The organism is Maribacter sp. X9, assembly GCF_048537565.1.
Lineage (GTDB): Bacteria > Bacteroidota > Bacteroidia > Flavobacteriales > Flavobacteriaceae > Maribacter.
Genome location: NZ_CP183215.1, coordinates 2,744,009 through 2,769,114, shown reverse-complemented (window position 1 = coordinate 2,769,114; position 25,106 = coordinate 2,744,009). Strand labels below are relative to the sequence as shown.

The 25,106-nt window shown below is 36.6% G+C and carries 20 protein-coding genes and 1 tRNA gene; 13 read left to right on the top strand and 8 right to left on the bottom strand.

Annotated features, from left to right (window positions below):
• Window positions 1-558, top strand: coding sequence for a CPBP family intramembrane glutamic endopeptidase (locus ACNR9Q_RS11675; RefSeq protein ID WP_419211395.1), 558 nt, complete (start codon window positions 1-3; stop codon window positions 556-558).
• On the top strand, window positions 555-1,319 hold the full coding sequence (locus tag ACNR9Q_RS11670; RefSeq protein WP_419211394.1) for a TIGR02757 family protein: 765 nt from the start codon (window positions 555-557) through the stop codon (window positions 1,317-1,319). Before ACNR9Q_RS11675 ends, ACNR9Q_RS11670 begins: the two co-directional genes overlap by 4 nt.
• Here the strand turns inward: ACNR9Q_RS11670 and ACNR9Q_RS11665 are convergent.
• The 3 genes from ACNR9Q_RS11665 to ACNR9Q_RS11655 all read right to left on the bottom strand — a co-directional run bounded on the left by ACNR9Q_RS11665 (window position 1,316) and on the right by ACNR9Q_RS11655 (window position 6,095).
• Window positions 1,316-3,130, bottom strand: a complete 1,815-nt coding sequence (locus tag ACNR9Q_RS11665; protein ID WP_419211393.1) for a cytochrome-c peroxidase — start codon at window positions 3,128-3,130, stop codon at window positions 1,316-1,318. The genes ACNR9Q_RS11670 and ACNR9Q_RS11665 overlap by 4 nt on opposite strands.
• A 69-nt stretch (window positions 3,131-3,199) precedes the next feature.
• Window positions 3,200-4,756 carry a hypothetical protein gene (locus ACNR9Q_RS11660; protein WP_419211392.1) on the bottom strand — a complete coding sequence of 519 codons (1,557 nt, stop codon included), beginning with the start codon at window positions 4,754-4,756 and terminating at the stop codon, window positions 3,200-3,202.
• Window positions 4,757-4,958: 202 nt separating this feature from the next.
• Window positions 4,959-6,095 carry a Gfo/Idh/MocA family protein gene (locus tag ACNR9Q_RS11655; RefSeq protein ID WP_419211391.1) on the bottom strand — a complete coding sequence of 379 codons (1,137 nt, stop codon included), beginning with the start codon at window positions 6,093-6,095 and terminating at the stop codon, window positions 4,959-4,961.
• Window positions 6,096-6,401: 306 nt separating this feature from the next.
• On the opposite strand from ACNR9Q_RS11655, the gene ACNR9Q_RS11650 reads away from it, so the two are divergent.
• Window positions 6,402-7,886 (top strand): S10 family peptidase, encoded by a 1,485-nt coding sequence (locus ACNR9Q_RS11650; protein WP_419211390.1) that lies wholly within the window; start codon window positions 6,402-6,404, stop codon window positions 7,884-7,886.
• A 13-nt stretch (window positions 7,887-7,899) separates the two neighbouring features.
• Here ACNR9Q_RS11650 and ACNR9Q_RS11645 read toward each other — a convergent pair whose 3' ends face one another.
• Window positions 7,900-8,349 (bottom strand): hypothetical protein, encoded by a 450-nt coding sequence (locus tag ACNR9Q_RS11645; RefSeq protein ID WP_419211389.1) that lies wholly within the window; start codon window positions 8,347-8,349, stop codon window positions 7,900-7,902.
• A 142-nt stretch (window positions 8,350-8,491) separates the two neighbouring features.
• Here ACNR9Q_RS11645 and ACNR9Q_RS11640 point away from each other — a divergent pair, with 142 nt between their 5' ends.
• The 4 genes from ACNR9Q_RS11640 to ACNR9Q_RS11625 are packed head-to-tail and all read left to right on the top strand — an operon-like array spanning window position 8,492 to window position 11,714.
• On the top strand, window positions 8,492-8,920 hold the full coding sequence (locus ACNR9Q_RS11640; protein WP_419211388.1) for a hypothetical protein: 429 nt from the start codon (window positions 8,492-8,494) through the stop codon (window positions 8,918-8,920).
• Window positions 8,921-8,951: 31 nt separating this feature from the next.
• A complete protein-coding gene (locus tag ACNR9Q_RS11635; protein WP_419211387.1) occupies window positions 8,952-9,623 on the top strand; it encodes an SGNH/GDSL hydrolase family protein in 672 nt (223 codons plus the stop codon).
• Between the two features lie 38 nt (window positions 9,624-9,661).
• Entirely contained in the window at window positions 9,662-10,093 is a 432-nt protein-coding gene (locus tag ACNR9Q_RS11630) for a YybH family protein (protein ID WP_419211386.1), read from the top strand.
• A 55-nt stretch (window positions 10,094-10,148) separates the two neighbouring features.
• Window positions 10,149-11,714: a M28 family peptidase gene (locus ACNR9Q_RS11625; protein WP_419211385.1), complete on the top strand. Its 1,566-nt coding sequence runs from the start codon at window positions 10,149-10,151 to the stop codon at window positions 11,712-11,714.
• A 134-nt stretch (window positions 11,715-11,848) separates the two neighbouring features.
• Here ACNR9Q_RS11625 and ACNR9Q_RS11620 read toward each other — a convergent pair.
• Window positions 11,849-11,924, bottom strand: a tRNA-His gene (locus ACNR9Q_RS11620).
• A gap of 157 nt (window positions 11,925-12,081) precedes the next feature.
• On the opposite strand from ACNR9Q_RS11620, the gene ACNR9Q_RS11615 reads away from it, so the two are divergent.
• Together ACNR9Q_RS11615 and ACNR9Q_RS11610 are read left to right on the top strand one after the other, a co-directional pair.
• Window positions 12,082-14,130: a tetratricopeptide repeat-containing sensor histidine kinase gene (locus tag ACNR9Q_RS11615; RefSeq protein ID WP_419211384.1), complete on the top strand. Its 2,049-nt coding sequence runs from the start codon at window positions 12,082-12,084 to the stop codon at window positions 14,128-14,130.
• A 297-nt stretch (window positions 14,131-14,427) separates the two neighbouring features.
• Window positions 14,428-16,497, top strand: coding sequence for a tetratricopeptide repeat-containing sensor histidine kinase (locus tag ACNR9Q_RS11610; RefSeq protein WP_419211383.1), 2,070 nt, complete (start codon window positions 14,428-14,430; stop codon window positions 16,495-16,497).
• Here ACNR9Q_RS11610 and bshB1 read toward each other — a convergent pair.
• Complete coding sequence (gene bshB1 / locus ACNR9Q_RS11605) at window positions 16,494-17,210, bottom strand: bacillithiol biosynthesis deacetylase BshB1 (protein ID WP_419211382.1); 717 nt, start codon at window positions 17,208-17,210, stop codon at window positions 16,494-16,496. The genes ACNR9Q_RS11610 and bshB1 overlap by 4 nt on opposite strands.
• Window positions 17,211-17,225: 15 nt before the next feature.
• Complete coding sequence (locus tag ACNR9Q_RS11600) at window positions 17,226-18,404, bottom strand: trans-sulfuration enzyme family protein (protein ID WP_419211381.1); 1,179 nt, start codon at window positions 18,402-18,404, stop codon at window positions 17,226-17,228.
• Between the two features lie 124 nt (window positions 18,405-18,528).
• Here ACNR9Q_RS11600 and ACNR9Q_RS11595 point away from each other — a divergent pair, with 124 nt between their 5' ends.
• The gene (locus ACNR9Q_RS11595; RefSeq protein ID WP_419211380.1) at window positions 18,529-19,800 is read left to right on the top strand and encodes a M14 family zinc carboxypeptidase; all 1,272 of its coding nucleotides are present in this window, start codon (window positions 18,529-18,531) and stop codon (window positions 19,798-19,800) included.
• A 96-nt stretch (window positions 19,801-19,896) separates the two neighbouring features.
• On the opposite strand, the gene ccsA is transcribed toward ACNR9Q_RS11595, so the two are convergent.
• Window positions 19,897-23,082 carry a cytochrome c biogenesis protein CcsA gene (gene ccsA, locus ACNR9Q_RS11590; RefSeq protein WP_419211379.1) on the bottom strand — a complete coding sequence of 1,062 codons (3,186 nt, stop codon included), beginning with the start codon at window positions 23,080-23,082 and terminating at the stop codon, window positions 19,897-19,899.
• A gap of 139 nt (window positions 23,083-23,221) precedes the next feature.
• Between ccsA and ACNR9Q_RS11585 the strand changes: the two genes are divergently transcribed.
• From ACNR9Q_RS11585 to ACNR9Q_RS11575, 3 genes are read left to right on the top strand one after another with little or no spacing between them, the layout of a single operon-like run.
• Entirely contained in the window at window positions 23,222-23,986 is a 765-nt protein-coding gene (locus ACNR9Q_RS11585; protein WP_419211378.1) for a Rossmann-like and DUF2520 domain-containing protein, read from the top strand.
• On the top strand, window positions 23,970-24,497 hold the full coding sequence (locus tag ACNR9Q_RS11580; protein ID WP_419211377.1) for a KdsC family phosphatase: 528 nt from the start codon (window positions 23,970-23,972) through the stop codon (window positions 24,495-24,497). The genes ACNR9Q_RS11585 and ACNR9Q_RS11580 overlap by 17 nt, the downstream gene beginning before the upstream one ends.
• Window positions 24,497-25,087, top strand: a complete 591-nt coding sequence (locus ACNR9Q_RS11575) for a Maf family nucleotide pyrophosphatase (RefSeq protein ID WP_419211376.1) — start codon at window positions 24,497-24,499, stop codon at window positions 25,085-25,087. The genes ACNR9Q_RS11580 and ACNR9Q_RS11575 overlap by 1 nt, the downstream gene beginning before the upstream one ends.
• Window positions 25,088-25,106: the final 19 nt, after the last annotated feature.

Genomic DNA, 25,106 nt, shown 5'->3' with positions numbered 1-25,106 from the left:
ATGTTGAAAGAGCTTTATGAATTTGCCAAGAATCCTTTATATAACCAGGACACTAACAAGCAATTTAAATATAGGTTTAGGAAATTAGTGAAGCTATTGGCTTTAGCCATTAGCTTTAGCATTCTATTATTAATGGTCGCAAGTACCATACAATCTGTCTTCGGATTGGAAATTGGGAAACATGCTATAGACGATTTATTTGAGGATAATTCACCTTTAGCCATTTTTATGTTGGCGGTATTTGTAGCCCCATTTTTAGAGGAATTAATTTTTAGGGGACCGTTGGCATGGTTCAGAAATTCGGACTATTTCAATTTTATATTTTATTCTTTTACTGTTTGTTTTGGTTTTGTGCATATTACCAATTTTGAACTGACCCCACAAGTCTGGTTACTTTCTCCATTATTGGTAGCTCCTCAAATTAGTGTAGGTTTTGTTTTAGGTTTTATCCGTATAAAGTTCGGTCTTCTTTGGTCGATGGTCCTACACGCTTCCTATAATCTCATATTGATATTTCCATTAGTGATCATGAAATTTTTAGATATTCAAATTGAATGACAAAGACAGAATTAAAGGAATTTTTAGATGAAAAAGTGGTATCCTACAATAACCCTCAATTTTTGGATTCCGATCCTATTCAAATCCCACATTTATTTACCCAAAAAGAGGATATCGAGATCAGCGGATTTTTAACGGCCACCATTGCTTGGGGAAATAGAAAAAGCATCATCAACAATGCCCATAAATTGATGCAATTGATGGACCATAGCCCGTATGAATTCGTTTTACATCATTCTGATGATGATCTCGCCAAAATACAGGGCTTTGTTCATAGAACTTTTAATTCTACAGACCTAACCTACTTTCTTAAAAGTCTTCGGAATTTATATTTAAAGCACGATGGACTGGAAGGTATATTCACCAAAAACCAAGAAAAGGCATCCCTACAACCTACGATTTCAAAATTCAAGGAATTATTTTTTGAACTCCCTTTTGAAACGAGAACCAGCAAACATGTATCTGATCCGCTAAAAGGTTCGGCCGCCAAAAGAATCAATATGTTCTTACGATGGATGGTAAGGGATGCGAACACCAACGTAGATTTTGGACTTTGGAAAAACATTAGTCCGGCAATTTTATCGTGTCCCTTAGATGTACATTCTGGGAATGTAGCTCGAAAACTAAACCTTTTAAAACGCAAACAGAACGATGCCAAAGCCTTGGCCGAACTCGATGAAAATTTGAGAAAGCTAGACCCTACGGATCCCGTTAAATATGATTTTGCATTGTTCGGCTTGGGCGTTTTTGAGAAGTTTTAATAAACTGATTTTTTAGGAGCATCGGTTAGCGTTTGCATAAAAGCGACAAGTGCGTGTTCCTCATCTTTTGAAAGGTCTAAATTATCAAAGGGTAGAGTTTGGTTTGGTAAATCAAATCCAAGTCCGGCTCCTCCTCCTAGATTATAAAAATTAACCACTTCCTCTAAAGTTCGGTAAACTCCATTATGCATATAAGGTGCCGTAAGTTCCGCATTTCTAACGGTTGGAGTCTTGAACATCCCTTTATAAAAATCATCATCGTTGACTAGATAAAAACCTGGGTCTTCATCGATCATTTTATTATCTGCATTTGAGGGAACACCAATAACCTCTTTTTCATGTTCTGCAAAAAATGGAGGAACTGTACCATTGGTCAGCGGGATAAAATGACAGGTAGCACACAACGCTTTTCCCATAAATAAGTTAAAGCCTAATTTTTCCTCTTCAGTAAATGAATTTTCTTCTCCCCTAATATTCTTATCGAATTTTGAATCAAAGCCGTTCAAAGTAGCTACGTATGCAGAAATTGCCTTAATGATTTCTGTATTCTTAGCTGATATACCTCCATAAGCTTCCTTGAATAAAGCTATATAGGTTGAATCGATTAAAATATCTCCTGAAAACTGGTGTACAGAAGCGTTAAACTCCTTTTCATTAGTAAAGACCGACGAAATCTGGGAAATTAAGTCAGGGGATCGACCATCCCAAAACTGACTTCGCTGAAAGGCAGAATTTATTAAGGTAGGTGTGTTTCGAGCTAATGGTTTTCCCTGGTTATCAAGGTTCGCAGCTAAACCATCTGCCCAACCCTTATCGGGGCCATGACACGTAACACAGGCCATTTTACCATCTTCGGAAATGTTTTTATCAAAAAATAATTTCTCACCTAAAGCAATTTGTTTATCCGACGCATTTTTGTTGCTTACCGGCATAAATGCATTTACATTAAAAGAATTGGTTTCAAAAAATGTTGGGGCGTTAAAATTAAAAGGATAATTATCAGTGGCATCCCACAGATTTGATACCTTTCTAATAGCCACCCAATTACGTGTTATAGGATTCATGTAGTTCTTGATAAATATGAATCTATCAAAAGTTTCAAAATCAGGATTCGCACCTATAAATTCAACCGCTTGCGAAATATGACCTTTAAAGTCCTCATCCAATTGTATATTTTTATTTTTTATGATCGGTTGTATGGTCATTTCATAAACATCCATCAAACTTAAAAGCGAAATTTTGGTTTCTTCTAATCCTAATTGACTTACGGGAGTATCGAATCCTGAAATTCCTAAACTAATGATGCGCATTAATTGTTGATGTGTGGCAATAAAAAAACGTTGCGGGGTTATGGGGCGTTGCGGTATATAATTCCGAAGCACCACTAATAATCCTTTTGTCAAGTTCAATTCTCGTGCATAAGCCTCATCACTATCTACCCCATCATAGATACTTTCCTCTATTTTTTGAAGTCCGATAGGGGCTAATATTTTTTGTGTATCCTCTGTAAGTATCGGTAATGCTGGTCCGTTCGCTCTATGACCAACCTCCGGTTTTAAATAAGAAGCATAAGGCTCCGCTTTTTTAAACGCTATTCTTGCTTGCTTAAAATATTCTTTTGCATTCTTGTCATTGGCGTTGAACATTGACAAAGAGTCTATATATTGAACGGCCAGTGCCATATGTTTTTCATAATAATTTTGAGCCTCGATAAAAATTTCATCTTGGGTCTCAGCAACAACCTTCACTTCTTTCGGTTTACAAGAGCAAACAACTATACCAATTAGAACCGCAATTTTTTTAATCATCATATTTTGTTCATATAAAGAAAAGGACCTCCATGGGCATATGAAGGTCCTTTCTAAAAATAGATAGTCGAACTATCTTGGTAATCCTTTTAGTATTACGATTTGTCCACCTTGATTATCTTCATAATCAGCATTGATGTGACCATCTCGACCTTTGAAGGTATCATTTTGCCAGTAGTGTGGTTGTAGGTTTAAAACGAAGGTGCCCGGAACACCTATTTTATCTGATATATCGATCAATGCTCCAAATTCCCCACTTAATCCAGTACTACCGTTTTCAGCCAAGTCTGGACGTACAATTAATTCCAATACAGGTCTAACGTTATTTCCATTCAAATCCGATTGATAAATATAAGCGGCATGCCCTCTGTCAAATGAATTAGGATCTTCTTGAAAGTAAATGAAATTCTCGGTCACACAAATGTTATCAGGACTCTGTAATATGCTTACATTACCATCTGCATTATTAGAATCTGTATTACCACTTACCACTTGAGTTAATTTACCGGTCAAGGGAGAAGCTTCATCCAACTCCAATTTGTAAACCGTACCCCAATCGTTATACGTACCTGCCCCAGGACCTCTACCGGTTACAGCAAAAAACACATTTCTACCCAAGGCATCTGATCCTTTTTGGTAATCCACATCCTCTACCCTCATAAATGCAGAAGCAAATACATTTACAGAAGCATCTTCCATCTCATTCTTTGTCAAAGAAGCCCCGTCTACGATTTCAACAAATTCAACATCGTAAGATGTTTGAAAGTCCAGACTTGATTCATTGTAAATGGTTGAAGGAGCAACATCCATAACACCTCCAAGACCATCGGATATTTGTTTAAAACGCAAAACGTAAATTTTACCTCCTGTTAAATCGGCATCACCAGCTTCTGAATAATATAGGGCAACCTGACCTTCAGAACCACTGGAATCATCATCACCGCCAATAATCACGGTTTTACCTGTATAAGCGTTTTTAGGTAACGGTACCGCATTTTCCCAGGAGAACTCTCCCAAAGCGTCTAAACCAAAATCTGCAGTAGGTGTAGGAACAGCAATATAAGGATCAATTCCTTTTACATCGTAATTGATGCTTTCTGATGCAGAAAGAAAAACATCGTTTGCCCCACCATGAATTTCAGCTTCCCACATAGTACCAGAACATTGACGTGCGAAATCCGCAACTCCAGAATTCAATAACCAATCACCACTTATCGGGTTTAAATTAGCATCAAGCTTAATCCTCGAAACGGCATAGGCGTCCTCAGAGTTTACTACATATATATAGCCATCACTTTCTGGATCTTTAAGAAATCCTGCACCATCTTGTGCTCCTACTAATTTGAAATCATTGCTAAGCGTATCCGAAGAACTAATTAAAGAATAAGCTTCCACATAATTGAATTGTGGCATCATAGCCACCAAAGGAGAAAGATTGGATTTATTCTCGAACATTACTTCAGAGGCGGTCAGGTCTTCACCATCTTTTCCATCAACGCCGTCTATTCCATTTTCACCATCTTTACCATTTACACCATCCACTCCGTCTTCACCATCACAACTTACCAAAGAGAACGTTAAGGTTGAAAGTAGGGCTACCTTAAAGAGTAGACTTTTAGATTTTTTCATATCAATATAGTTTTTAGGTTATTAATTCCTACAAAACTAGATCTAGACCCTTGTGTTAAGGTTCTCTGAATATTAGCAATATATTATGCTTCTATGAGAAAATGGTTAAGATGTAAACTTAAGGTCAATTCGATTTGAATTTAAAAACCATGCACTATTAATTTTTTAAGAATAGACTTTAAATATTCTTATATTCAAATCATTAACTTACAATTCCCATTCTCCCTAAATCCAAAGACTGCTTTTTGCCACCTTCGGCGATAGATTTATAAATGGCCTCTACAATAATCATATCCCGTTTTCCCATTTCGCCCGGAGCAACGTTGGGAGTACCCATTAGAATATGTTTGGCAAAATCATCCATTTGTAAGGCCTGTTGACGTTGATGCGGAAAACTGATTACATTTCCATTGGACGTCTTCCCACTAATGGGCCCATAGCTATGCGCCGGGTCCAATTCGAACCAACCATCACTACAATGTGATTTTAACCGATTACCATTCGCGTTGTGTGAGGTCATCATATGACCTATAATGCCATCAGGAAATTCAAACTGTGCCGTGATGGTTTCATCGGTTTGTTTAAAATAATCTGGTCTCGTACTAAACTCTTGAGCAGAAACAGATATCGGGTTATGTCCTGTGCCATAGATACTGGTCTGTATGGCATAAACACCCATATTCATTAAGGCACCCCCACCGGACAAAGATTTGTTCAATCGCCATTGATCCGGATTTCCTTTTGAAATATATCCAGCATCCGAAGAAACAAACAGCACATCTCCAAAGGTTTTTTCTTCTACATATTTTTTAATCTCTTTGGTATACGGATCACTTTGCATCCTATACCCTACCCCCAATCGTACTTTTTCCTTTTTGCAAGCGGAGATAATGGCTTCACATTCCTCAACACTCACCGCCATTGGTTTTTCACAGATAACGTGTTTACCAGCTTTCGCTGCACGAATACAAAAATCGGCATGCATACTATTAGGAAGCACCACATAAACAATGTCTATATCAGGATTATTGGCTATGGAATCAAAATTTTCGTAGTTATAAGTATTCTTTTTAGGGATCTTATATTTCTCTTGCCACTCGGCTTCCTTCGCTCTGGTTCCAGTTATAATACCTGCCAAATAACAATACTGCGTATCCTGTAAAGATGGTGCCAACTGATAGGTACTGTAGCTGCCTAAACCGACCAATGCTATACCTAGCTTATTTGTTTCTTGACCGGCATAAAATCCTTTTGCCAAGGGAACGGAGCCCATTAGAGTTGAGCCTACGACTCCTTTTGTAAATAGGCTATTAAAATTTCTTCTGGTAAATTGTTCCATATGTTCTAGGTTATAAGAGTGCCGTATATTCCTTTAAGGTAAACAAAAAACCTTATTATTAAAATTGTTCAGCAGAACTCGGATATTATAAAATAGAATCTAACAACTTTTCCAAAAAGTATTAGGGTATCGAATAGAATATTACAATTGGCGGTCTATAGCTAAAAACTTTATAGTATTCAGGATACAAAATAAACTTCGCATCCCTAATTTTAGAATTGATTTTCGAGGGAAATCGACGATTCATTCATTGAATTTAGACCTAATATTCCTTATTTTCGTTTAACCAAAAACGAAAAACGAAAAATGAAAAAACTATTACAACTCCCTTTACTCTTTGTATGCTCAATTGTTTTTGCCCAATCAAGAACTATTCCTATAGATACGACGGTGACAACGAAACATAACGTAACCATAAACGGCACCAATATTGCCTATACCGCGCAAACCGGAACACAGCCGGTATGGGACGAAAATGCAAAGCCTATTGCTGCTTTACATTATACCTACTACACAAGAGACAATATTAAGGACCGTGCTGCAAGGCCTTTGTTAATTTCCTTCAATGGCGGACCAGGTTCAGGTTCGGTATGGATGCATTTAGCCTATACCGGCCCCCGAATATTGAAAATCGACGATGAAGGATACCCTGTTCAGCCGTATGGGGTTAGTGAGAATCCGTATTCTGTCTTAGATATTGCCGATATTGTATATGTTAACCCTGCAAATACAGGTTACAGCAGAACGATCCCCGAAAGTGGTAAAGAGGTGGAGCGCGAAAAATTCTTTGGTATAAATGCCGATATAAAATATTTGGCCGAATGGCTTAACACTTTTGTCACTAGAAACAATAGATGGCTCTCTCCAAAATATATCATTGGTGAGAGTTATGGTGGTACCCGTGTCATGGGCCTTTCATTAGCACTTCAGAATCAACAATGGATGTATTTAAACGGGGTTATTATGGTATCTCCTGCAGATTATAAAGTTATCCAAAATAGCGGTCCGGTTGCAGAGGCGATCAACTTACCTTATTTCACGGCCGCCGCTTGGCACCATAAAGCCTTACCGGCAGCGTTACAGAGTAAAGATCTGTTGGAAATTTTACCAGAATCGGAAGCCTATACCATAAACGAACTACTACCCGCATTAGCTAAAGGAGGATTTCTAGATGCCACGGAAAAAACTAAAATTGCCGAAAAAATGGCATATTTCTCTGGACTTGATTCAAAAGATATTTTAGACCAAAACTTATCTGTACCTACTTCTTTCTTTTGGAAAAATTTACTTAAAGATAAAAATGGTTACACGGTAGGTCGTCTGGATTCAAGATATCTTGGCATTGACAGACAACTAGCAGGCATGTCTCCAGACTATAATTCAGAACTAACCTCATGGCTGCATAGCTTTACGCCTGCAATAAATTACTATTTACAAGAAGAATTAAATTTTAAAACTGATGTAAAATATAATATGTTCGGGCCCGTACACCCATGGAACAACGATAATGATAACACCCGAGATGATTTAAGACAAGCTATGGCTCAAAATCCATATCTAAATGTAATGATACAATCAGGTTACTACGACGGCGCATGTACCTACTTTACTGCAAAATATACCATGTGGCAAGTAGACCCAAGTGGACGAATGAAGGACCGATTCAGTTTTAAAGGCTACCGTTCTGGTCATATGATGTACCTAAGACGTGAAGATCTTAAAACGGCCAATGACGATATTCGAGCTTTTATTACAAGAACCATGACGAATGGTAAAAGTGCCAAGTATTAGTTACCAACAAAATCTACCGATTTAAAACCATTTCTGAAAATCCCAGCAAATACAAAGAGTTGATTTTCTCTGTGTTTACTGGGATTTTATTTTGTGCATTAGCGGATTTAAGGGCGTCTTTAAACAATTGCTCTCGCTTTCGTTGTTTGCGTTTTTTGAAAATATCTATAGTTGCCCCAACTGCTATGCCACCCAAAACCGTCGCAAACAAGTCTCCGTTGTCCCACCCGCCATATTGTTTTTCATCAATACTTTCCTTCGCAAGACCGATTAGAAGGCTTCCGCCTACCGAGCCCACAAAAGTCCAGGTTCTATTTCCATCAGATAATTCACTTGCAACACCGGCACCCACTAAACCATATAAATTACCTCCAAGAAAATGTAACGCCTTATCGCTTTCTATTTGACCGAATAAGGTCTGGAGCGAAAAAATAAGGATTAAAAATGATAGTAACTTTTTCATGTGGTAAAGATAAAAATTCTAAAAGCCACTCTTATTAAAAAACACCTCATTATCTACAATCCTTTTTTTTCAAAGGGTTTAAATTATAGTATCTTAGAATTTTAAATTGCTTATGAACGTAAAGAGCTTTGTGAAAAGTCTAATGATAACTCATTTATTTTTAGTTTTAGGACTTGGTGGTTTAACCCTATATGTCATATTGAAAATCAACAGCTTTAATGCTGAAAATTCAGGGGAGACCCTATTTCTGTATGTGGTGCCTATTCTTGCCCTAATAGGATACTTCGGCAGTCAGTTACTTTTTAGAAAATCGACTACAAAAATCAATCCTTCAATTCCTTTAGAGGATAAACTAAAAAAATACCAATTTTTCTTACTATTAAAATATGCACTTATAGAGTTTCCCGCATTAATTGGTTTATTCACCTATTACAATTCTGGAAATGCCCTCCCTTTAGTAATTTCCATTTGTCTTTTGGCGTATTTTGCAGTTCAAAGACCAACAAAAGAAAATATTATAAAATGGGTGCCTCTTACTCAAAAAGAACAAATGAAAATTCAACAAATATAAATACGATTAAGCTATGGGTTTAAAAAATAGAATGAGTTTATTATCCTTATTATTGGTTATAGGATTATCCACTATGCAAGCACAAGATTGGGCAGATTTGAACCGGTTTAAAGATGCTAACAAAGAATTATCGGCTACAATGGCAGATGAACCACGTGTTGTGTTTATGGGAAATAGTATTACCATTGGCTGGTTAAACCTGAGACCCGAATTCTTTAAGGGAAAGCCCTATATTAATCGAGGAATTAGCGGACAAACGACCCCTCAAATGCTAGTTCGTTTCAGACAAGATGTGATTGATTTAAACCCGAAAGTGGTAGTGTTGTTAGCGGGAACTAACGACATTGCCGGTAATACCGGTCCTTCAACATTAGAAATGATTATGGACAATATCAAAGGGATGGCTGAAATGGCCAAAGCAAATGATATCAAAGTTATATTATCATCTACCCTTCCTGCGTATGATTATCCTTGGAAACCTGGTTTAGAGCCTGCCGATAAAATCATCGCATTAAATAAAATGATCAAAGAGTATGCTGAAAAAAATGGGCATATTTATTTGGACTATTTTTCAAAAATGGCAGACGAACGCAATGGACTTCCAAAAAAATATGCTGAAGATGAAGTACATCCTACTGTTGAAGGATACAAGGTAATGGAACCATTAGCTGAGGCTGCAATTCGAAAAGCACTGAACAACTAATCATTAAAAATTTCTTACCCCTATAAAATCGCTTCAAAATGAAATACCTTTTTACATTGCTCATTATAGCATCTATTGTTTCCTGCACGTCCAAAAATACAATAGAGCGAGACCGCAATGAAATCATGGCTATTCTAAACCAACAACAAAAAGATTGGAGCAATAATGATTTAGAAGCTTTTATGGACGGATACTGGAAATCTGACTCACTACTTTTTTACAGTGGAGCCCATTTAAATGCGGGATGGGAAACCACATTGGCTAGTTATAAAAAAAACTATCCCGACGCTTCTTACTCTGGTACCTTGAACTTCAAAATTGCCAAGATTTCACCTATTAATGAAGGTGCCTATTTTGTTATGGGTGAGTATCATCTAACCCGAGAAGTTGGAAATGCAAAGGGCACCTTCATGATCATTTTTAAAAGAATTAACGGAGAATGGAAGATTATTGCCGATTCTTCTTGCTAGCAGTAACAAGTCTTTAGTTTTACTTATTTTTGAAAAATTTTTATCAAAATATAAAATGAAAAAAACGCTAATCTTATTGGCTTCTTTGGCCGTAGCCTGTAACTCTTCACAAAAAACGGTTCGAGAAAATTCCGCCGAAGAAGTATCCAATAGAGTTTCTGAAACAACGTATGCTGAATCCATTACAGAAGATGAATTAAAAGAGCACTTATACACCTATGCTTCAGACGAATTTGAGGGAAGGGAAACTGGTGAACCTGGACAGAAAATGGCTATAGCCTATTTAAAAGCTGAATATGAAAAATTGGGTATTCCCGCTGCAAAATCAGATGGCAACTATTTTCAAGAAGTTCCTTTAGAGATCAGTAAATTACCAACAGGCAATCTCAATATAAATGGAAAAGATTATGAAATCGGCGAACATGTATTGACCTTCAGTGCGGCCAATTTATCAACGAACGAAATTGTTTATGTTGGATATGGAGTTGAGGATGAAGCGTATTCCGATTATACCGACGTTGATGTTACCGGTAAAGTAGTGCTTCTAAAAGCGGGTGAACCAAAAAATGACGATGGAACGTATAAAATATCCGGTTCCACGGAAAAATCCGTTTGGAGCAATATGTCAGAGTCGTTATCGAAACGAATTCAGATTGCAGCTGATAAAGGAGCTGTCGGACTATTATATTATGATACCGATAATTTTAGCCGTTTCAAGAGAAGGTTTGAATTTATGAAAACCAATGACGATGGTAGAATGGAGCTAGCCAATAACAGTACTCCAGATTTTTACAGTTTATTCATAGATCAAGATTTGGCAAAAGAAATATACCCTTCAATTGATGCCGATGATACCACCAAAATGTTGACAGAAGATTTAGAACTAGCCTTCGAAAGCTCAAATGATAAAATATCTTCTGAAAACGTGGCCGCTATAATTAAAGGTTCTGAAAAACCCGATGAGTACTTAATAATTTCATCGCATCTAGATCATATCGGTATTTCAGAAGATGGTCAAGTCAATAATGGTGCCGATGATGATGGTTCTGGAACAGTAGCCTTGTTAGAAATTGCTGAAGCGTTTAAACTAGCTGCAGATGCAGGAAACGGACCAAAACGATCCATAGTTTTCTTACACGTTACCGGAGAAGAAAAAGGGCTTTTAGGATCTCAATATTACACTGATGTTGATCCCATTTTTCCATTGGAAAAAACGGTGGCCGATTTGAACATTGATATGATCGGTAGAATTGATCCTAACCGTGAAGGGGGGCGTAATTACATCTATTTAATAGGTTCCGATAAATTGAGTACGGAACTTCATGAACTCTCTGAAAATGTAAATAAAAAATATGCGAATTTAGAATTGGATTATACTTATAATGATGAAAATGATCCCAATCGATTCTACTATAGAAGTGACCATTATAACTTTGCTAAAAATAATATTCCGATAATATTTTATTTTAACGGTACTCATGACGATTATCACAGACCAAGTGACACGCCAGATAAAATAAACTATGACCTATTGCAAAACAGGGCAAGACTTATTTTTTATACCGCTTGGGAGATTGCTAATAGAGAAAATAAAGTTTTTGTAGACAAAGCATCGAAATAAGAAACGCTTGCATAAAAAAAATCCCTACAGTAATAAATTATTGTGGGGATTTTTTATGTAAAATGGCATTTTTACAAATGTTGTTATAAACAAAAAAGTCTTGGATTACATCCAAGACTTTTTATTTGCTTTTAGGGTGGAAGACCGGGTTCGAACCGGCGACCCTCGGTACCACAAACCGATGCTCTAACCAGCTGAGCTACAACCACCATTTGTAAGCGAGTGCAAATGTAATTTTTTTAAGTATTCCACACAAATAATTAATGGTTTTTGGATAATTATTTCTGAAGTAATGAAGAACATATTTTAATTCTATTTAAATTGCTATCACAATTGAGAAACCAACTTATTGTACTTAAACTAATTAATGAAATTTAAGACTGTTCATAAAATTCCCCTCTTAATTTTCTTGCCTTTCCTTTTAAGTTACAATATGATTGTTGCTCAAATGGATAGTATTAGAAAACTAAAAGAAAAAATAACGACGTTTTCCGAAGCTTCGAATTTCACAGGTAGAGACACTACTTATATAAATCTTATTAATAATCTTTCTTACCGATTAAGGTACACTGAATTAGATTCTATGGAACTTTTGGCCAAAAGTGCCTTGGACTTAAGTAAATCGATAAAATATAGAAAAGGAGAATTAGAAGCATTAACTAATTTTTCTGCTTTCAATTTACATAAAGGTAACACGGTTAAGACCATTCAATATGGTGAAAAGGTATTACATGATAGTGAAATAAATAGATTCCCAAGATTGCAAATGAAAGTGTACAATCAATTGGGACAAGCCTATTTCATTACTCAAGATTATCCCTTGACCTATACTCAATTTTTAAAAGCATTGGATCTAGGGGAAGCATCTCATGATGAAGATTATAAGTTTAAGATGAATATGAATGTGGGAACCATGTTCAATTTGTTGGAGGATTATGAAGAAGCGGTCAAATATTATCTGGCGGCTGATGAAGCAACCGCCAAACTTAATGATACTTCATATAAAGGAATGGTTTCGGCTAATTTGGCCCATTTATATGTTCAAACCGGTGATTTTGAGAAAGCAGAAGGTCTGCTATTAAAGAGTATTGAAATTTTTCAATCGCAAGAAGTTTTGCAATGGCTAGCCTTTTCCTACGCGACTTATGCACAGCTCAATCTTAAACTAAGTAATTATGAAATTGCCAATGACAATTACCTAAAGGCCCTGAATGTACATACTTCTCTCACCGATGTCAAAGGAAGGGCAGATATTAATTATGGCTTGGGCAAAGCTAATCTCGGCTTAAAAAATAAGGAAAAGGCCGAGAATTATATTACTGAAAGCTTAAATTTATATAAGTCGTTCAATCTTAAAACAGGTTTGGAAAAATGTTATAGGGTACTCTTTCAAATAAAAAAAGAACAGGGTGAAATTTCAGAATCTTTGAATTACTTAGAATTATCCGATAAACTCGCCAATGACATTTTCAAAGAACGCAACAAGCGAAATTTGAACATGCTTAATGCCAAATTAAATTTTGAAAAAGAAAAGGAAAACCTAAAAGTTAAAAACGAATTAGAAATAGGGAAACAACGTAAATATGTTCAATTGTCATTGGTGGCATTTCTTACCTCATTGATCGTGGCACTACTTATTTTTAGGTCACATAGAAGAGAAAGAAGCTTAAACAAAAAGCTTGAAAACCAAGCCCTTGTTTTAAATGAAAATCAAAAAATACTTAAGAATATAAACAGTAACCAAGATAGACTGTTCTCAATTGTCGGACATGATTTAAGGGGGCCTATCATTTCACTAAAAGAGCTAATTGTTCTATACCTCGAAGATTCAGAAGGGAAAACTTATTTCGAGAAATTTGCTCCACAACTGCGGGATGATTTGGAGCAAGTACAATTCACCATGGACAATTTATTACATTGGGGAAAGACACAAATGAAAGGCTCTTCAATGTCTATTGAAAAAATATTCGTTAAGAAAGAGTTGGAAATAATTTCACAACTGTTTAGAAAAGAATTGGAAAAAAAATCGATAACTGAAGAAATTGATGTTAGTGATAATTTATTTGTATACGCCGATCTCGACCATTTTAAAGTAATCTTTAGAAATTTAATCAGTAATGCAATCAAATTTACCCCCAATAAAGGAAAAATCACAATTTCTGCAGAACGAGAGCAAACTAATATCATAATTAAAGTATTGGATACAGGTGTGGGAATGTCAGAAGATGTGATACATAAATTATTCAAGAATACTGAACACTTTTCATCATTTGGAACAAACTTAGAAAAAGGTACTGGGTTAGGGCTTCGATTGGCTAAAGAAATGGCAATTAAGAATGGTGGAACTATTTATGTGCAAAGTAAACTTAATAATGGGTCACTATTTTTTGTCAAACTTCCGTCAGTGAAAGCTTAGAAATTACTTATTAGTATCCATTGTTTAATTTGTTGAAATCTAAAGGCTATACTAGCAAATTTTCCATTTAATTATTAGATTTTCAGCGGTGTATTAGCTTTACAATTTCAGCATTATAGAAAACCTGCATGAAGAAATCTAAACTTAAAACCTTAAATTATCGACGAAGTACCAATTAAAAACGCTAAAACACACATTTTATAGCTTTTCACAACATTTTTTACCATCGACCAACCTGTTAAGACTATTTTTATAGTTTAATTTTGGGTTTAGTCTATGATTTTTAAAGTTCACAAAATGTTCTTACCATTTTATTCCTCCAAAGGTGGTATAATTTGTATTGTAGCACTCCTGTTATTTACGAATTCTGTGTTCTCACAAACTTCAAAAAGAGATAGTCTGTTATTTGAAATAAACCTTCAAAGAAAAGCAAAGGATTTTAATTTAAAAGACACGGTATATATCAATTCACTAATTCACTTAGCTTTTGAATTCCGTTACCATAATTTAGACAGCGTAGCGGTTTTAAGTAATGAGAGTTTAAGCCTTAGTGAGGAAGTGGATTTTACAAAAGGAAAAATTGAATCGTATATCAACATTGGGGGTTTTTATTCCGACAAAGGAAAAGTAGACAAAGCCATTTTCAATTTTAACAGGGCGTATGAGCTTTCACATAATTTCAACAACCCAAAATTAAAAGTAGAATCACTTATTGAATTGTCTACCGAATATAGTCATCAGGGCAATTATGCTCTGGCACTTGAAGGTTACTTAGAGGCGATTGAAATTGCCGAAGAAATGAATTTAACAATTTTACTCTCAATAATAAATGAGAATATTGCTGATTTATATCTTACTCAAAAAGATTATGACGAGGCTATGTTTTTTTTCAAAAAAGTAAAGCGATTAAATGAAGATATAGGGGATCCTATTTTCACTGCAGAAACTATGAGTAATATGGCTTCGGCCTATGCCGACATGAATGAACTGGAACATGCTATGTTCAATATCAACCAAAGCATTCCTGTATTTGAAGAAAAAAGAATTATAGATTGGCTCGCCTATTGCTATGAAGTCAAAGGAAAAATATATCTAAAAAAAGGTAAGAATAAATGGGCACTGTATTGGTATCGACAAAGCGAAATGCTGCACGAACAGATTCAAGATAATCGAGGGAAAATTGCTTTATTGAACGGAATGGCCGAAGCCTCATTAAATTTAAAGAAGGATAGTATTTCTGAGGTATATGCGCAAAAAGCTTTTGATATTTCAAAAAAAATTGATTTTAAGGAAGGAATTGAAGATTCTTCAAAGCTATTATACCAACTTAACAAGAAGCAGAATAATTTTCAAAAGGCACTTTCTTACCTTGAGATTTATAAAACAATGTCTGATTCCTTGGCCTTATCCGACAATCAGAAAGCATTGAATATGCTTAAGACCAAGATGGAATATGATCAACAAAAGCAGCAATTGATTTTGGAAAACGAAAAAGCGTTGGCCAAACAAAAAACCTATATCTACATTTTTATTGTCATTTTGGTCATCTTTTTCGTCATTGTATTAATCGTTCGTAGAAATGAGCAGATCCATAAAAAACTGAATAAAGAACTTCTTTCCAAGAAAAAAGATTTAGAAGAAAAGCAGCATTATCTTAACGAATTAAATCAAACTAAAAATAAATTATTCTCCATTATCGGACATGATTTAAGAGGTCCTATAGGAGCTTTCCAAGGACTTTTGAAATTATTCAAGGAAGGTGAAATGACTAAAAAAGAATTCCTGAATTTCGTACCAAAACTCAAAGTTGACATAGATACGATTTCTTTCACATTAAACAATTTGTTGTTTTGGGGACAATCACAAATGAATGGCTCAACAACCACCCCTGCCGTAACTAACCTCAATGCTATAGTGGAAGAAAACATGTCGTTATTGTCTGAAATAGCAGACTCCAAATCTATAACATTAATGAATAGGATTGAGCCTGACTGTCAAATATGGTCAGACCCTAATCAAATAGATATTATTATTCGTAACCTATTGAGCAATGCCCTAAAATTTACACCTAACAATGGCCAAATAATAATTGGTGCCATACAAAAACTTAAGAATTGTGAAATCTACGTAAAGGATAATGGCATGGGTATGAGTGAAGAAACTATGGGAAAATTGTTCCAAAAAGACGCGAACCATACCACATATGGCACAAATGATGAAAAAGGAACCGGTTTAGGATTATCCTTATGCAAAGAAATGGTAGAAAAAAATCAGGGTAAAATTTGGGTGAATAGTGCCTTGGGCCATGGGTCCAGTTTTTATTTCACTATTCCCAGAGCTACCGAACACTATAAAAGATCTGCCTAAATCAATCCATCCAGTGAATTTACTGCAATCATGCGCTCTACCGTGAATCCTTCCCCATAATCAGTCCCTATAAGTCTGCCCAAATCCTTTGCTCTATAATGTACGCTTTCCAAAAATGTTTTACTGCTTATAGGGGTTTCAGGTTCATTACTGTTTGGGTCATGAAATTGAGAACTGTAAGCTAAAATTGCATCAGTCTTCTTTGAAATGAAACCACTGATATCCACTACAAAATCGGGTGTTAAATTTTTCCACTGAATAAAATGGTACACCAATTTTGGTCTCCATTCCTGTTGATTTTCTCCGTTCAACGTGGTTTCAATACGCCTCAATCCGCTTAAGAAACAAGCATCACTTACTAGTTTACTGCCTTTACCGTGATCAATATGACGATCGTCAACAGCATTACATAAAACGATTGTAGGTTTATATTTGCGTAGCATTTTAATAATCTCTAATTGATGGGCTTCATCGTTGGTAAAAAATCCATCTCTAAACCGTAAATTTTCTCGGACTGAAACCCCTAGAATTTTGGCAGCCGCTGCAGATTCTTTATCCCTAATTTCAGCGGAACCTCGCGTACCCAATTCACCACGTGTAAGATCTACGATACCTACTTTTTTACCTAACGAAATCTCCTTGGCAATGGTGCCCCCTGCTCCAAGCTCCACATCATCTGGGTGCGCCCCAAAAACTAAAATATCCAACTTCATAAATTCTTCGCTATGTTAATTATTGATAGAAACTCGCATTTCCCTTTTAACCGATTTCAAAGCCTGTACAATATCTTCTTTTAAATCTTCTATTTCTTCAATGCCAACGGAAAACCGAATCAATCCATCTGCTATACCTTGTTCGGCCCGGACTTCAGCACTCATTAGGGCATGTGATGTTTTCGTTGGAGACAACAACGTACTTTCCACTCCCGCCAAACTCATAGAAGATTTAATCAATTTAAGCGATTTCTGAAATTTTGAAGTATCCAAATGAGGTTGTAATTCAAATGAAAGCATACCTCCAAATCCTTTCATCTGCTTTTTAGCTATTGCATGATCTCGATGTGTCGGCAAACCAGGATAGTAAACAGAGGCTATATCTTCCAATCCATCAAGAAAAAGCGCCATTGCCAAGGCATTTTCGTTTTGTGCCTTTACCCGTATTCCCATAGTCTTAATACTTCGTTCCAATAACCAAACCGTATAATCACTGAGACTTCCACCAAAATTTTTAGCCAATTGAAATATTCGGTTCATATTTTCTGAGGTAGAAGCAACCGCTCCTGCACAAATATCAGAATGTCCTCCCATATATTTTGTGGCACTATGGATAACAATATCGATTCCAAAATCGATAGGATTTTGATTTACAGGGCTTGCAAAAGTATTATCGATCATGGTAATTAAACCCTGCTTTTTTGCAATCGACGCCACAGCTTCCAAGTCGGTAATTGTCAAAAGTGGGTTTGAGGGTGTTTCAATGTAAATGACTTTTGTGTTTTCCTTTATTTCAGCCTCAAAAGCAGCTGTGTCCCATCCGTTGGTAAACGAATATTCGATACCATATTTAGAAAATTCCTCATTAACTAAATTATACGTACCACCATACAATGCCTGTTGTAAAACCACGTGGTCACCGGCCCTTAAAAAGGCCATTAATGCCGTACTTACCGCGGCCATTCCGCTACCGAAAATCAATGCGGCTTCAGCATGTTCCAAGGCCGCAATTTTTTTGCAGAGGCCTTCTTGGTTGGGGGTATTAAAATAGCGGGGGTATCTCTTGACATCAACATCTTCGTAGGCATAAGAGGTACTCATGTATAGTGGGGATATGGCTCCTTTATGTTGTTTATCTTCCAATTCGCCAACGTGAGTGCAAATTGTATTCAATCCTTTTTGATTCGTTTCCATTCAATTAAAATTTGGCAATTAAAGGTACGAAAATACGATTGGATACTAAATCAATTTTGAGGTTTGATAACCGATCCGACCATTATTTGATTATTTTTAGGCCATACTTTTGAAATTCAAGCCCATGAATAAAAAAATCATTTTTTTAGTACTTTGTTCTTCAGCCCTAATCTTATCCTGCAAAAATCAAAAACCTATCGCCACCGGTTATCAAGGTCAAGGAAAAAGCCCCGTTGTATCGACCTTGTCGAAACCAGTACAAAAGCAATGGAAAGGAATTTGGTCTTTTGAAAACCAATCTACTTTTTTCAGCAACGATTTTGAAAGTGGACGCTTAAATGGTATTGTAGCTGATGGAAGCGATCATTACACCGCTCTTATTACTGCCGAAAACACCCCAGTCAACGTTAGTCCCTGGTACGCCTTTAAAGTTTGGTCGATCAACCCAAGAACGATAACCATAAAAATGACCTATCAAGATTCGCGTAGTAGGTACTATCCTAAAATCAGTACTGATGGAGAGCATTTTAAGCCATTGGACAGTGTCAATTTTCATCCCATAAACGTGGGAATAGGAACTTTTGGCATCAATGCAGCACCAGAATTTGTCGAAATTGAAGTTAAAGTATCGAAAGAACCCACTTACATTACCGCCCAAGAGCTTTATGGTTCTACCAGAGTAAAAAAGTGGGTAGATTCTTTATCTAACAAACCATTCATCACAACTTATGAAATCGGAAAAAGTAGAGAAAACCGGGCCATGAATCTTATGCAGGTTAGTACCAAGGTCCATAAAAAAGCCATTATGGTGATATCAAGACAGCATCCACCCGAAGTAACCGGATTTCTTGCTATGAAATCATTTGTAGAAACCTTGACCGGAGACTCTCAAAAAGCCAGAACCTTCCGGGACAAGTATGATCTTTTTGTTGTGCCTCTAATGAATCCTGATGGTGTTGATAACGGAAATTGGCGGCATAACATGGGCGGTATAGACCTTAATAGAGATTGGCAAGATTTTAATCAACCCGAAACAAAAAGCGTACGTGATTTTCTAATCAAGAAAGAAGCTGAAGGTTATGAATTTGTCTTTGGGGCAGATTTTCATTCTACTTGGGACGATATCTACTACCCTATCGATTCTACTATTATTGGAGAAAAAGGGGATATTGTTTTCGATTGGATTAAGAACATAAGTAATCGTTTGCCTCAAAAACAGACCAACGTTAAACCATCTGCAGAGATAAGACCTACTATGGTTTCCCGTAATTATTTTTACGTAAACCATGGTATGCCCGCCATCGTATTTGAGCTAGGGGATAATACTCCAAGAGATTTTCTTAAGTTAAAAGGGCAAGTGGCCGCTGAAGAACTAATGGATCTTTTGTTAAATTAATTTTACTCGGTTATCAACATTTTAATGCTTTGGACACTTGCGTCGAATAAAAGATGTATTTCCAACCAATGTCTCGTGGGCTTGCACCGAAATAGTTTATTTTGAATAATTGACTTTATAACGCCAATAACTTATTATTCCCAACGCAAGAACGGCAGCTATCGTGTAATAAATAAATGCAGGTGTAATTACCTGTGCCCCACTGGCATAACTATGTAAACCTACCAAATAAAAATTGACACCAAAATAAGTCATCATTATACTACCAAAGGCTACCAGACTCATAAAATTAAAGGTCCATTTGCCTCTTAGACCGGGAACAAGCCTTGTGTGAATGACAAATGCATAGATCATTATAGAAATAAGTGCCCATGTTTCTTTTGGATCCCAACCCCAATAGCGTCCCCAACTCTCATTGGCCCATTGTCCACCTAAAAAGTTGCCAATGGTTAACATGATAAGCCCTACGGTTAACGTCAGTTCATTGATGATGGTCAGCTCTTTGATGTTAATTTCCATACGTTCCTTGTTCTTTTTTGTGGTCAGAATAATTAGAATCAAACTCACCAATCCTAAAATCATACCTACCGTTAAGGGACCGTAACTACCAACAATTACCGCTACATGAATCATTAACCAATAACTATCTAGAACAGGTTGCAAATTACCAATCGCAGGATCGATCCAGCTTTGATGCGCGATCCACAGCAACATCGCCGTCACAAAGGCAGAGGCCGCTATGGTCATATCACTTTTTCGGCCAAAGGCCAAGCCCATAGCCATGGTTGCCCAAGATACATATAAGATACTTTCATAAGCATCACTCCACGGAGCATGACCAGAAATATATGCCCGTAGTATCAGACCCGCCGTATGCCAAAGAAAAAATAAAATTATAGTCCCCTTACAGAAATAAATACCCGCGCGCCAAATAGAACGATCTTTGAAAATCTGAAAAATCAACGTGAAAAACATTAACACGCCTACGAGTGCGTAGTATTGATACAGCCGATTATAAATATTCAAGCGATTGTAAATGACTTCTGTTTCAATTTTTTTCTTGGATGGCAGTACTTCTTTACCATGATTCAATTGGTTCTGCTCAAAGGCCGCCAACAACTTATCTGCTTCCTTATAATTACCACTTTGCTGAGCTTTCCCCAAGGTCATTAAGTAGTAGGGCATTGCATTTTTAACAAAATTCGCATACAGGGAATCCCTTATTTCATATTGCCCTCCTCTATATTCGACCGCGGAAATCCATTTGTTATTCTCATCGTCCAACAACGGGAATATCTTAACGATATCCTGTCCCAAGGCCTGATTCAAAAGACTTAACCGGATATTGGCATCCTTAAAATCTTGTTGGAACTTATTTGGATTGGCAGTTGCCGTGGCTTCGCGTAAAAAGGGCTCCAACTTATATTGCCCTTTCTCATCAAAAAAATCGGTCGCTTTCACATATTCTTGACCGGAGGGAACCCCGATAATTTTCCTGATACTGTCGTTTTGTCTTTTTTTATCCAAAGCGATGAATTCCGTATTGTACCACACTGCAGGATTCATCATCATAGAAAGTAAAACTTGATCGGAGTCATACCCTAAATACGTATCTTTTAAACTAAGCTTTCGTAATAATTCTGAAGAAAAAGTATTGATGGGTTTCATTCGTCCACCATCATCTTGTATTACCAATTTCCCGAACTTATCGGCATGTTCTTTGGCTACCATACTGGCCGTTACCAGCGAATCAATTTGTTCGATACTAGGTGCGGCAGTATGGTCATGACCATCATCAACCGTATGCTGCTCTTGCGTAAAACCAGAAAAAGAAAGTATGAATAGAATAGCAGTGCTAGTAAGCATTTTTTTCTTTTTATCCTTTAACTTATCCAAAGAGTTTGCTAGGTCTTTAAAGCGTGATTTTCCGAAGAACATAATACCCATTAATCCAATGTACAATAAAAAATAGCCTATATAGGTTATCCAAGTACCCCAAAAATCGTGGTTGACCGATAAGTTGGTGCCCTTTTCATCTGGGTCAAAACCAGATTGAAAGAAGCGGTATCCTTTATGGTCCAAGACATGGTTCATATAGATATCATAATCGAAGGGACGCTCATCTTCTACAGTTATCTTACTCATAAATGAGGCATATCCTTTTTCGGTACCCGGATATTTTTCTGCAATAAAATCATTTAGTTTCATACCGAATGGAAGTGTATACACTTTTGAACCATAACGGATTGAAAAATCGAGTCCGCCTACGTTAACCTTTTCGCTAAAATCTGAAGGCCCTTTACTCCCTAAAACTTTAACTTGTTTGGTCTCATCATTGGCCTTTACATCAAATACCATTGCATCTTGATCTATTGGCATTTTTTCCGCTTCAGGAATTTTCACAATTCCATACGAACCTCTCATCAACGAATCTGGAATCACAAACTGCATACCGGCCGTATTATATAGTGAACGTAATTGTAGGGGTTGTAAACTATCTTTTTCTAATGTGCCTTGAAATTGATCTGCCATACGCATAAAACTACCCTCAAAAGGTGCTTCGATCTGATAGATGGAATCGGTGGTTTTTATGTTAAAGGCTCCCTCGGTTTTTTTATTCAATGCGAAAAGCACATTATGTATACTGGCTACTTTACCATCCTCCAAATAATGCTCGTGACGTTGCCCATCACCTGCTTCAACTATTTTTAAGAAATTACTTCCGTTTTCATCGGGGATCAAACCTTCTTTAGCTCCCGAAATAAAGTCTACATAAGAAATCGTGAAATCAGTTCCATTAAAATCGGTATTCCAAGGTAGGTTAGACTTTATGGCTTCTGGCGTTACTATCAAATTATCTTCTAATATCTTTCGTCGGGGCTCTCCTTCAATTTCACCATCTACATGAACCGTCAAATAGGTCTGGTCAGAATAGAAAACGTTTTCAGTTTGGCCTTCACGTATAGGCATCATCCCCTCGAAACTGATGTAACGGGTTACAAATGCGCCTATTATAATTAAAATCCAAGAAAGATGTAAAATCAAGACCGGCCATTTTTCCCATCTCAATAGCCGATATCTCCCAATATTACCAATAAAATTAATGACGAAAAATACCATGATGGCCTCGAACCATAAAGTATTATAAATCCAAATACGGGCGGTTTCGGTGCTGTACCAGCTCTCAATAAAGGTGCCAAAAGCCATTGCAGCGGCAAACACAATAAAAAGAATGGCCATTAAACGAGTAGAAAAGAATATTTTTTTGAATAACTCCGTCATGAAAAAAAGGCATTGATTTTCAAGATGCAAAAGTAAGCCCTTTTCATTACTTACGTATGGGAATTATAGCTTTAATAGTGGAACAAATCTGTTAATTTTTTATATAATCGACCTGTGATAATCTTCGTACTTTTGTACAATGATAGCTGTTGTTTTAATAGGCACTGGTAATGTTGCCCAAAATCTTTTTCAGGTATTGGCAACCAATCCTGATGTTGATATAAGGCAAGTAATCGGAAGAAAAAAAGCACATTTGAATTTTGCCTTGGGAACTACCAAGGTAGCTACTGATTTAAAGGAAATTTTACCTGCGGACGTCTATATTTTGGCCATATCAGATGAGGCAATCCCATTGGTTTCAAAAGAAATAGAGGGTATCAAAGGTCTAGTTGTTCACACTTCTGGTGGAACTTCGTTAGCATCAATCAACAATCACACACGCTGCGGAGTTTTCTATCCCTTGCAAACATTTACAAAAGGAAAAATGATTTCTTTTGAAGCTATCCCCCTCTGTATCGAAGCCAAACAAAGTCAAGACCTTCAGCTGTTGAAGAAGTTAGGCGTGGCTTTGAGTAAAACTGTGGTCGAAATCGATTCGGAGAAACGTAAAGCATTACATCTAGCCGCCGTATTCGTTAATAATTTCACCAATTACCTGTATTCAGTCGCTGAAGATATTTGTGAAGAAAATGAAGTAGACTTTAATTTATTGAAGCCTTTAATGAAGGAGACGGTGGCAAAACTAGATGACCTTACGCCCCTAAAGGCGCAAACAGGACCTGCTAAACGGGGGGATCAAAAAACGTTACATACCCATTTAAGCCTCATAAAGAATAAACAGCAACGCGACATTTACACCTTATTGAGCAATACAATTAAAAGTACATATGGAGAAAAGTTATAAAGAGTACCTAAAGGATATTACCACTTTCGTTTTTGATGTGGATGGTGTTTTTACCGATGGAAGTTTATTGATCACCACAGATGGTGAAATGCTTCGAAAAATGAGTGTTAAAGACGGCTATGCTTTAAAAGTTGCTTTAGGTAAAGGATATAACGTGTGTATTATCACCGGAGGCACCAATGAAGGGGTTAGAAAAAGGTTAAAGGCGTTGGGAGTTACTGATATTTATATGGGTGCCCATTATAAAATTGATGCTTTAGAGGAGTATTTGGATATTTATCAGATAGACCCCGAGAATGTACTTTATATGGGAGATGACATCCCAGACATACCGGCTATGAAAGAAGTTGCGTTGGCAACCTGTCCTCAAAATGCGGTTGCAGAGGTCAAAAGTATTTGTCATTACATCTCACATATAAATGGAGGAAATGGTTGTGTGCGTGATGTTATAGAACAAGTTTTAAAAGTAAGAGGAGACTGGGCAAGTCATTTCGATGCCGCAAATGATTAATGATGCTAAAGGAAAAATTAAAAGATTATCATATTATTTTAGCTTCAGGATCTCCTAGAAGGCAACAATTCTTCATGGAAATGGGGTTGGATTTTGAAATACGATTAAAATCGGTAGAAGAAATTTATCCCTCAGAGCTAAAGGGTGAACAGATTGCAGACTACCTTTCTAAACTAAAGGCTGATGTATTTAAGAACGATTTACAACTAAACGACATTCTTATTACTTCAGATACCGTCGTATGGAATAATGGGGAATCACTGGCAAAAGCAGAAAATGATTCTGAGGCTGAACTAATGCTGCAAAAACTATCCGGTGGATGGCACCAAGTGATTACCTCGGTTTGTTTTACGACGCACCACAAACAAATCTCAAGAAATTCAACCACTAACGTAAAATTTAAAAATCTATCTACTGAAGAGATTCATTTTTATATTGAAAAGTATAAGCCTTTCGATAAAGCAGGGGCTTACGGCATACAAGAGTGGCTTGGATTAATTGGTATAGAAGAAATAAAGGGGTCTTATACCAATGTCGTAGGGTTACCTACCCATTTGGTTTATGAAACCTTAATGCTCATGGTTGAATAGTTCTTTTTAAATAACTTTG

Bases quoted from the DNA above. Each gene is read 5' to 3' on its own strand.
- ACNR9Q_RS11580 (WP_419211377.1), top strand. From the start codon at position 23,970: ATGGAGAAAAGTTATAAAGAGTACCTAAAGGATATTACCACTTTCGTT.
- ACNR9Q_RS11665 (WP_419211393.1), bottom strand. From the start codon at position 3,130: ATGATGATTAAAAAAATTGCGGTTCTAATTGGTATAGTTGTTTGCTCT.
- ACNR9Q_RS11645 (WP_419211389.1), bottom strand. From the start codon at position 8,349: ATGAAAAAGTTACTATCATTTTTAATCCTTATTTTTTCGCTCCAGACC.
- ACNR9Q_RS11670 (WP_419211394.1), top strand. From the start codon at position 555: ATGACAAAGACAGAATTAAAGGAATTTTTAGATGAAAAAGTGGTATCC.
- ACNR9Q_RS11630 (WP_419211386.1), top strand. From the start codon at position 9,662: ATGAAATACCTTTTTACATTGCTCATTATAGCATCTATTGTTTCCTGC.
- ACNR9Q_RS11635 (WP_419211387.1), top strand. From the start codon at position 8,952: ATGAGTTTATTATCCTTATTATTGGTTATAGGATTATCCACTATGCAA.
- ACNR9Q_RS11655 (WP_419211391.1), bottom strand. From the start codon at position 6,095: ATGGAACAATTTACCAGAAGAAATTTTAATAGCCTATTTACAAAAGGA.
- bshB1 (WP_419211382.1), bottom strand. From the start codon at position 17,210: ATGAAGTTGGATATTTTAGTTTTTGGGGCGCACCCAGATGATGTGGAG.
- ccsA (WP_419211379.1), bottom strand. From the start codon at position 23,082: ATGACGGAGTTATTCAAAAAAATATTCTTTTCTACTCGTTTAATGGCC.
- ACNR9Q_RS11650 (WP_419211390.1), top strand. From the start codon at position 6,402: ATGAAAAAACTATTACAACTCCCTTTACTCTTTGTATGCTCAATTGTT.
- ACNR9Q_RS11675 (WP_419211395.1), top strand. From the start codon at position 1: ATGTTGAAAGAGCTTTATGAATTTGCCAAGAATCCTTTATATAACCAG.
- ACNR9Q_RS11600 (WP_419211381.1), bottom strand. From the start codon at position 18,404: ATGGAAACGAATCAAAAAGGATTGAATACAATTTGCACTCACGTTGGC.
- ACNR9Q_RS11615 (WP_419211384.1), top strand. From the start codon at position 12,082: ATGAAATTTAAGACTGTTCATAAAATTCCCCTCTTAATTTTCTTGCCT.
- ACNR9Q_RS11625 (WP_419211385.1), top strand. From the start codon at position 10,149: ATGAAAAAAACGCTAATCTTATTGGCTTCTTTGGCCGTAGCCTGTAAC.
- ACNR9Q_RS11585 (WP_419211378.1), top strand. From the start codon at position 23,222: ATGATAGCTGTTGTTTTAATAGGCACTGGTAATGTTGCCCAAAATCTT.
- ACNR9Q_RS11660 (WP_419211392.1), bottom strand. From the start codon at position 4,756: ATGAAAAAATCTAAAAGTCTACTCTTTAAGGTAGCCCTACTTTCAACC.
- ACNR9Q_RS11640 (WP_419211388.1), top strand. From the start codon at position 8,492: ATGATAACTCATTTATTTTTAGTTTTAGGACTTGGTGGTTTAACCCTA.
- ACNR9Q_RS11595 (WP_419211380.1), top strand. From the start codon at position 18,529: ATGAATAAAAAAATCATTTTTTTAGTACTTTGTTCTTCAGCCCTAATC.
- ACNR9Q_RS11610 (WP_419211383.1), top strand. From the start codon at position 14,428: ATGTTCTTACCATTTTATTCCTCCAAAGGTGGTATAATTTGTATTGTA.
- ACNR9Q_RS11575 (WP_419211376.1), top strand. From the start codon at position 24,497: ATGATGCTAAAGGAAAAATTAAAAGATTATCATATTATTTTAGCTTCA.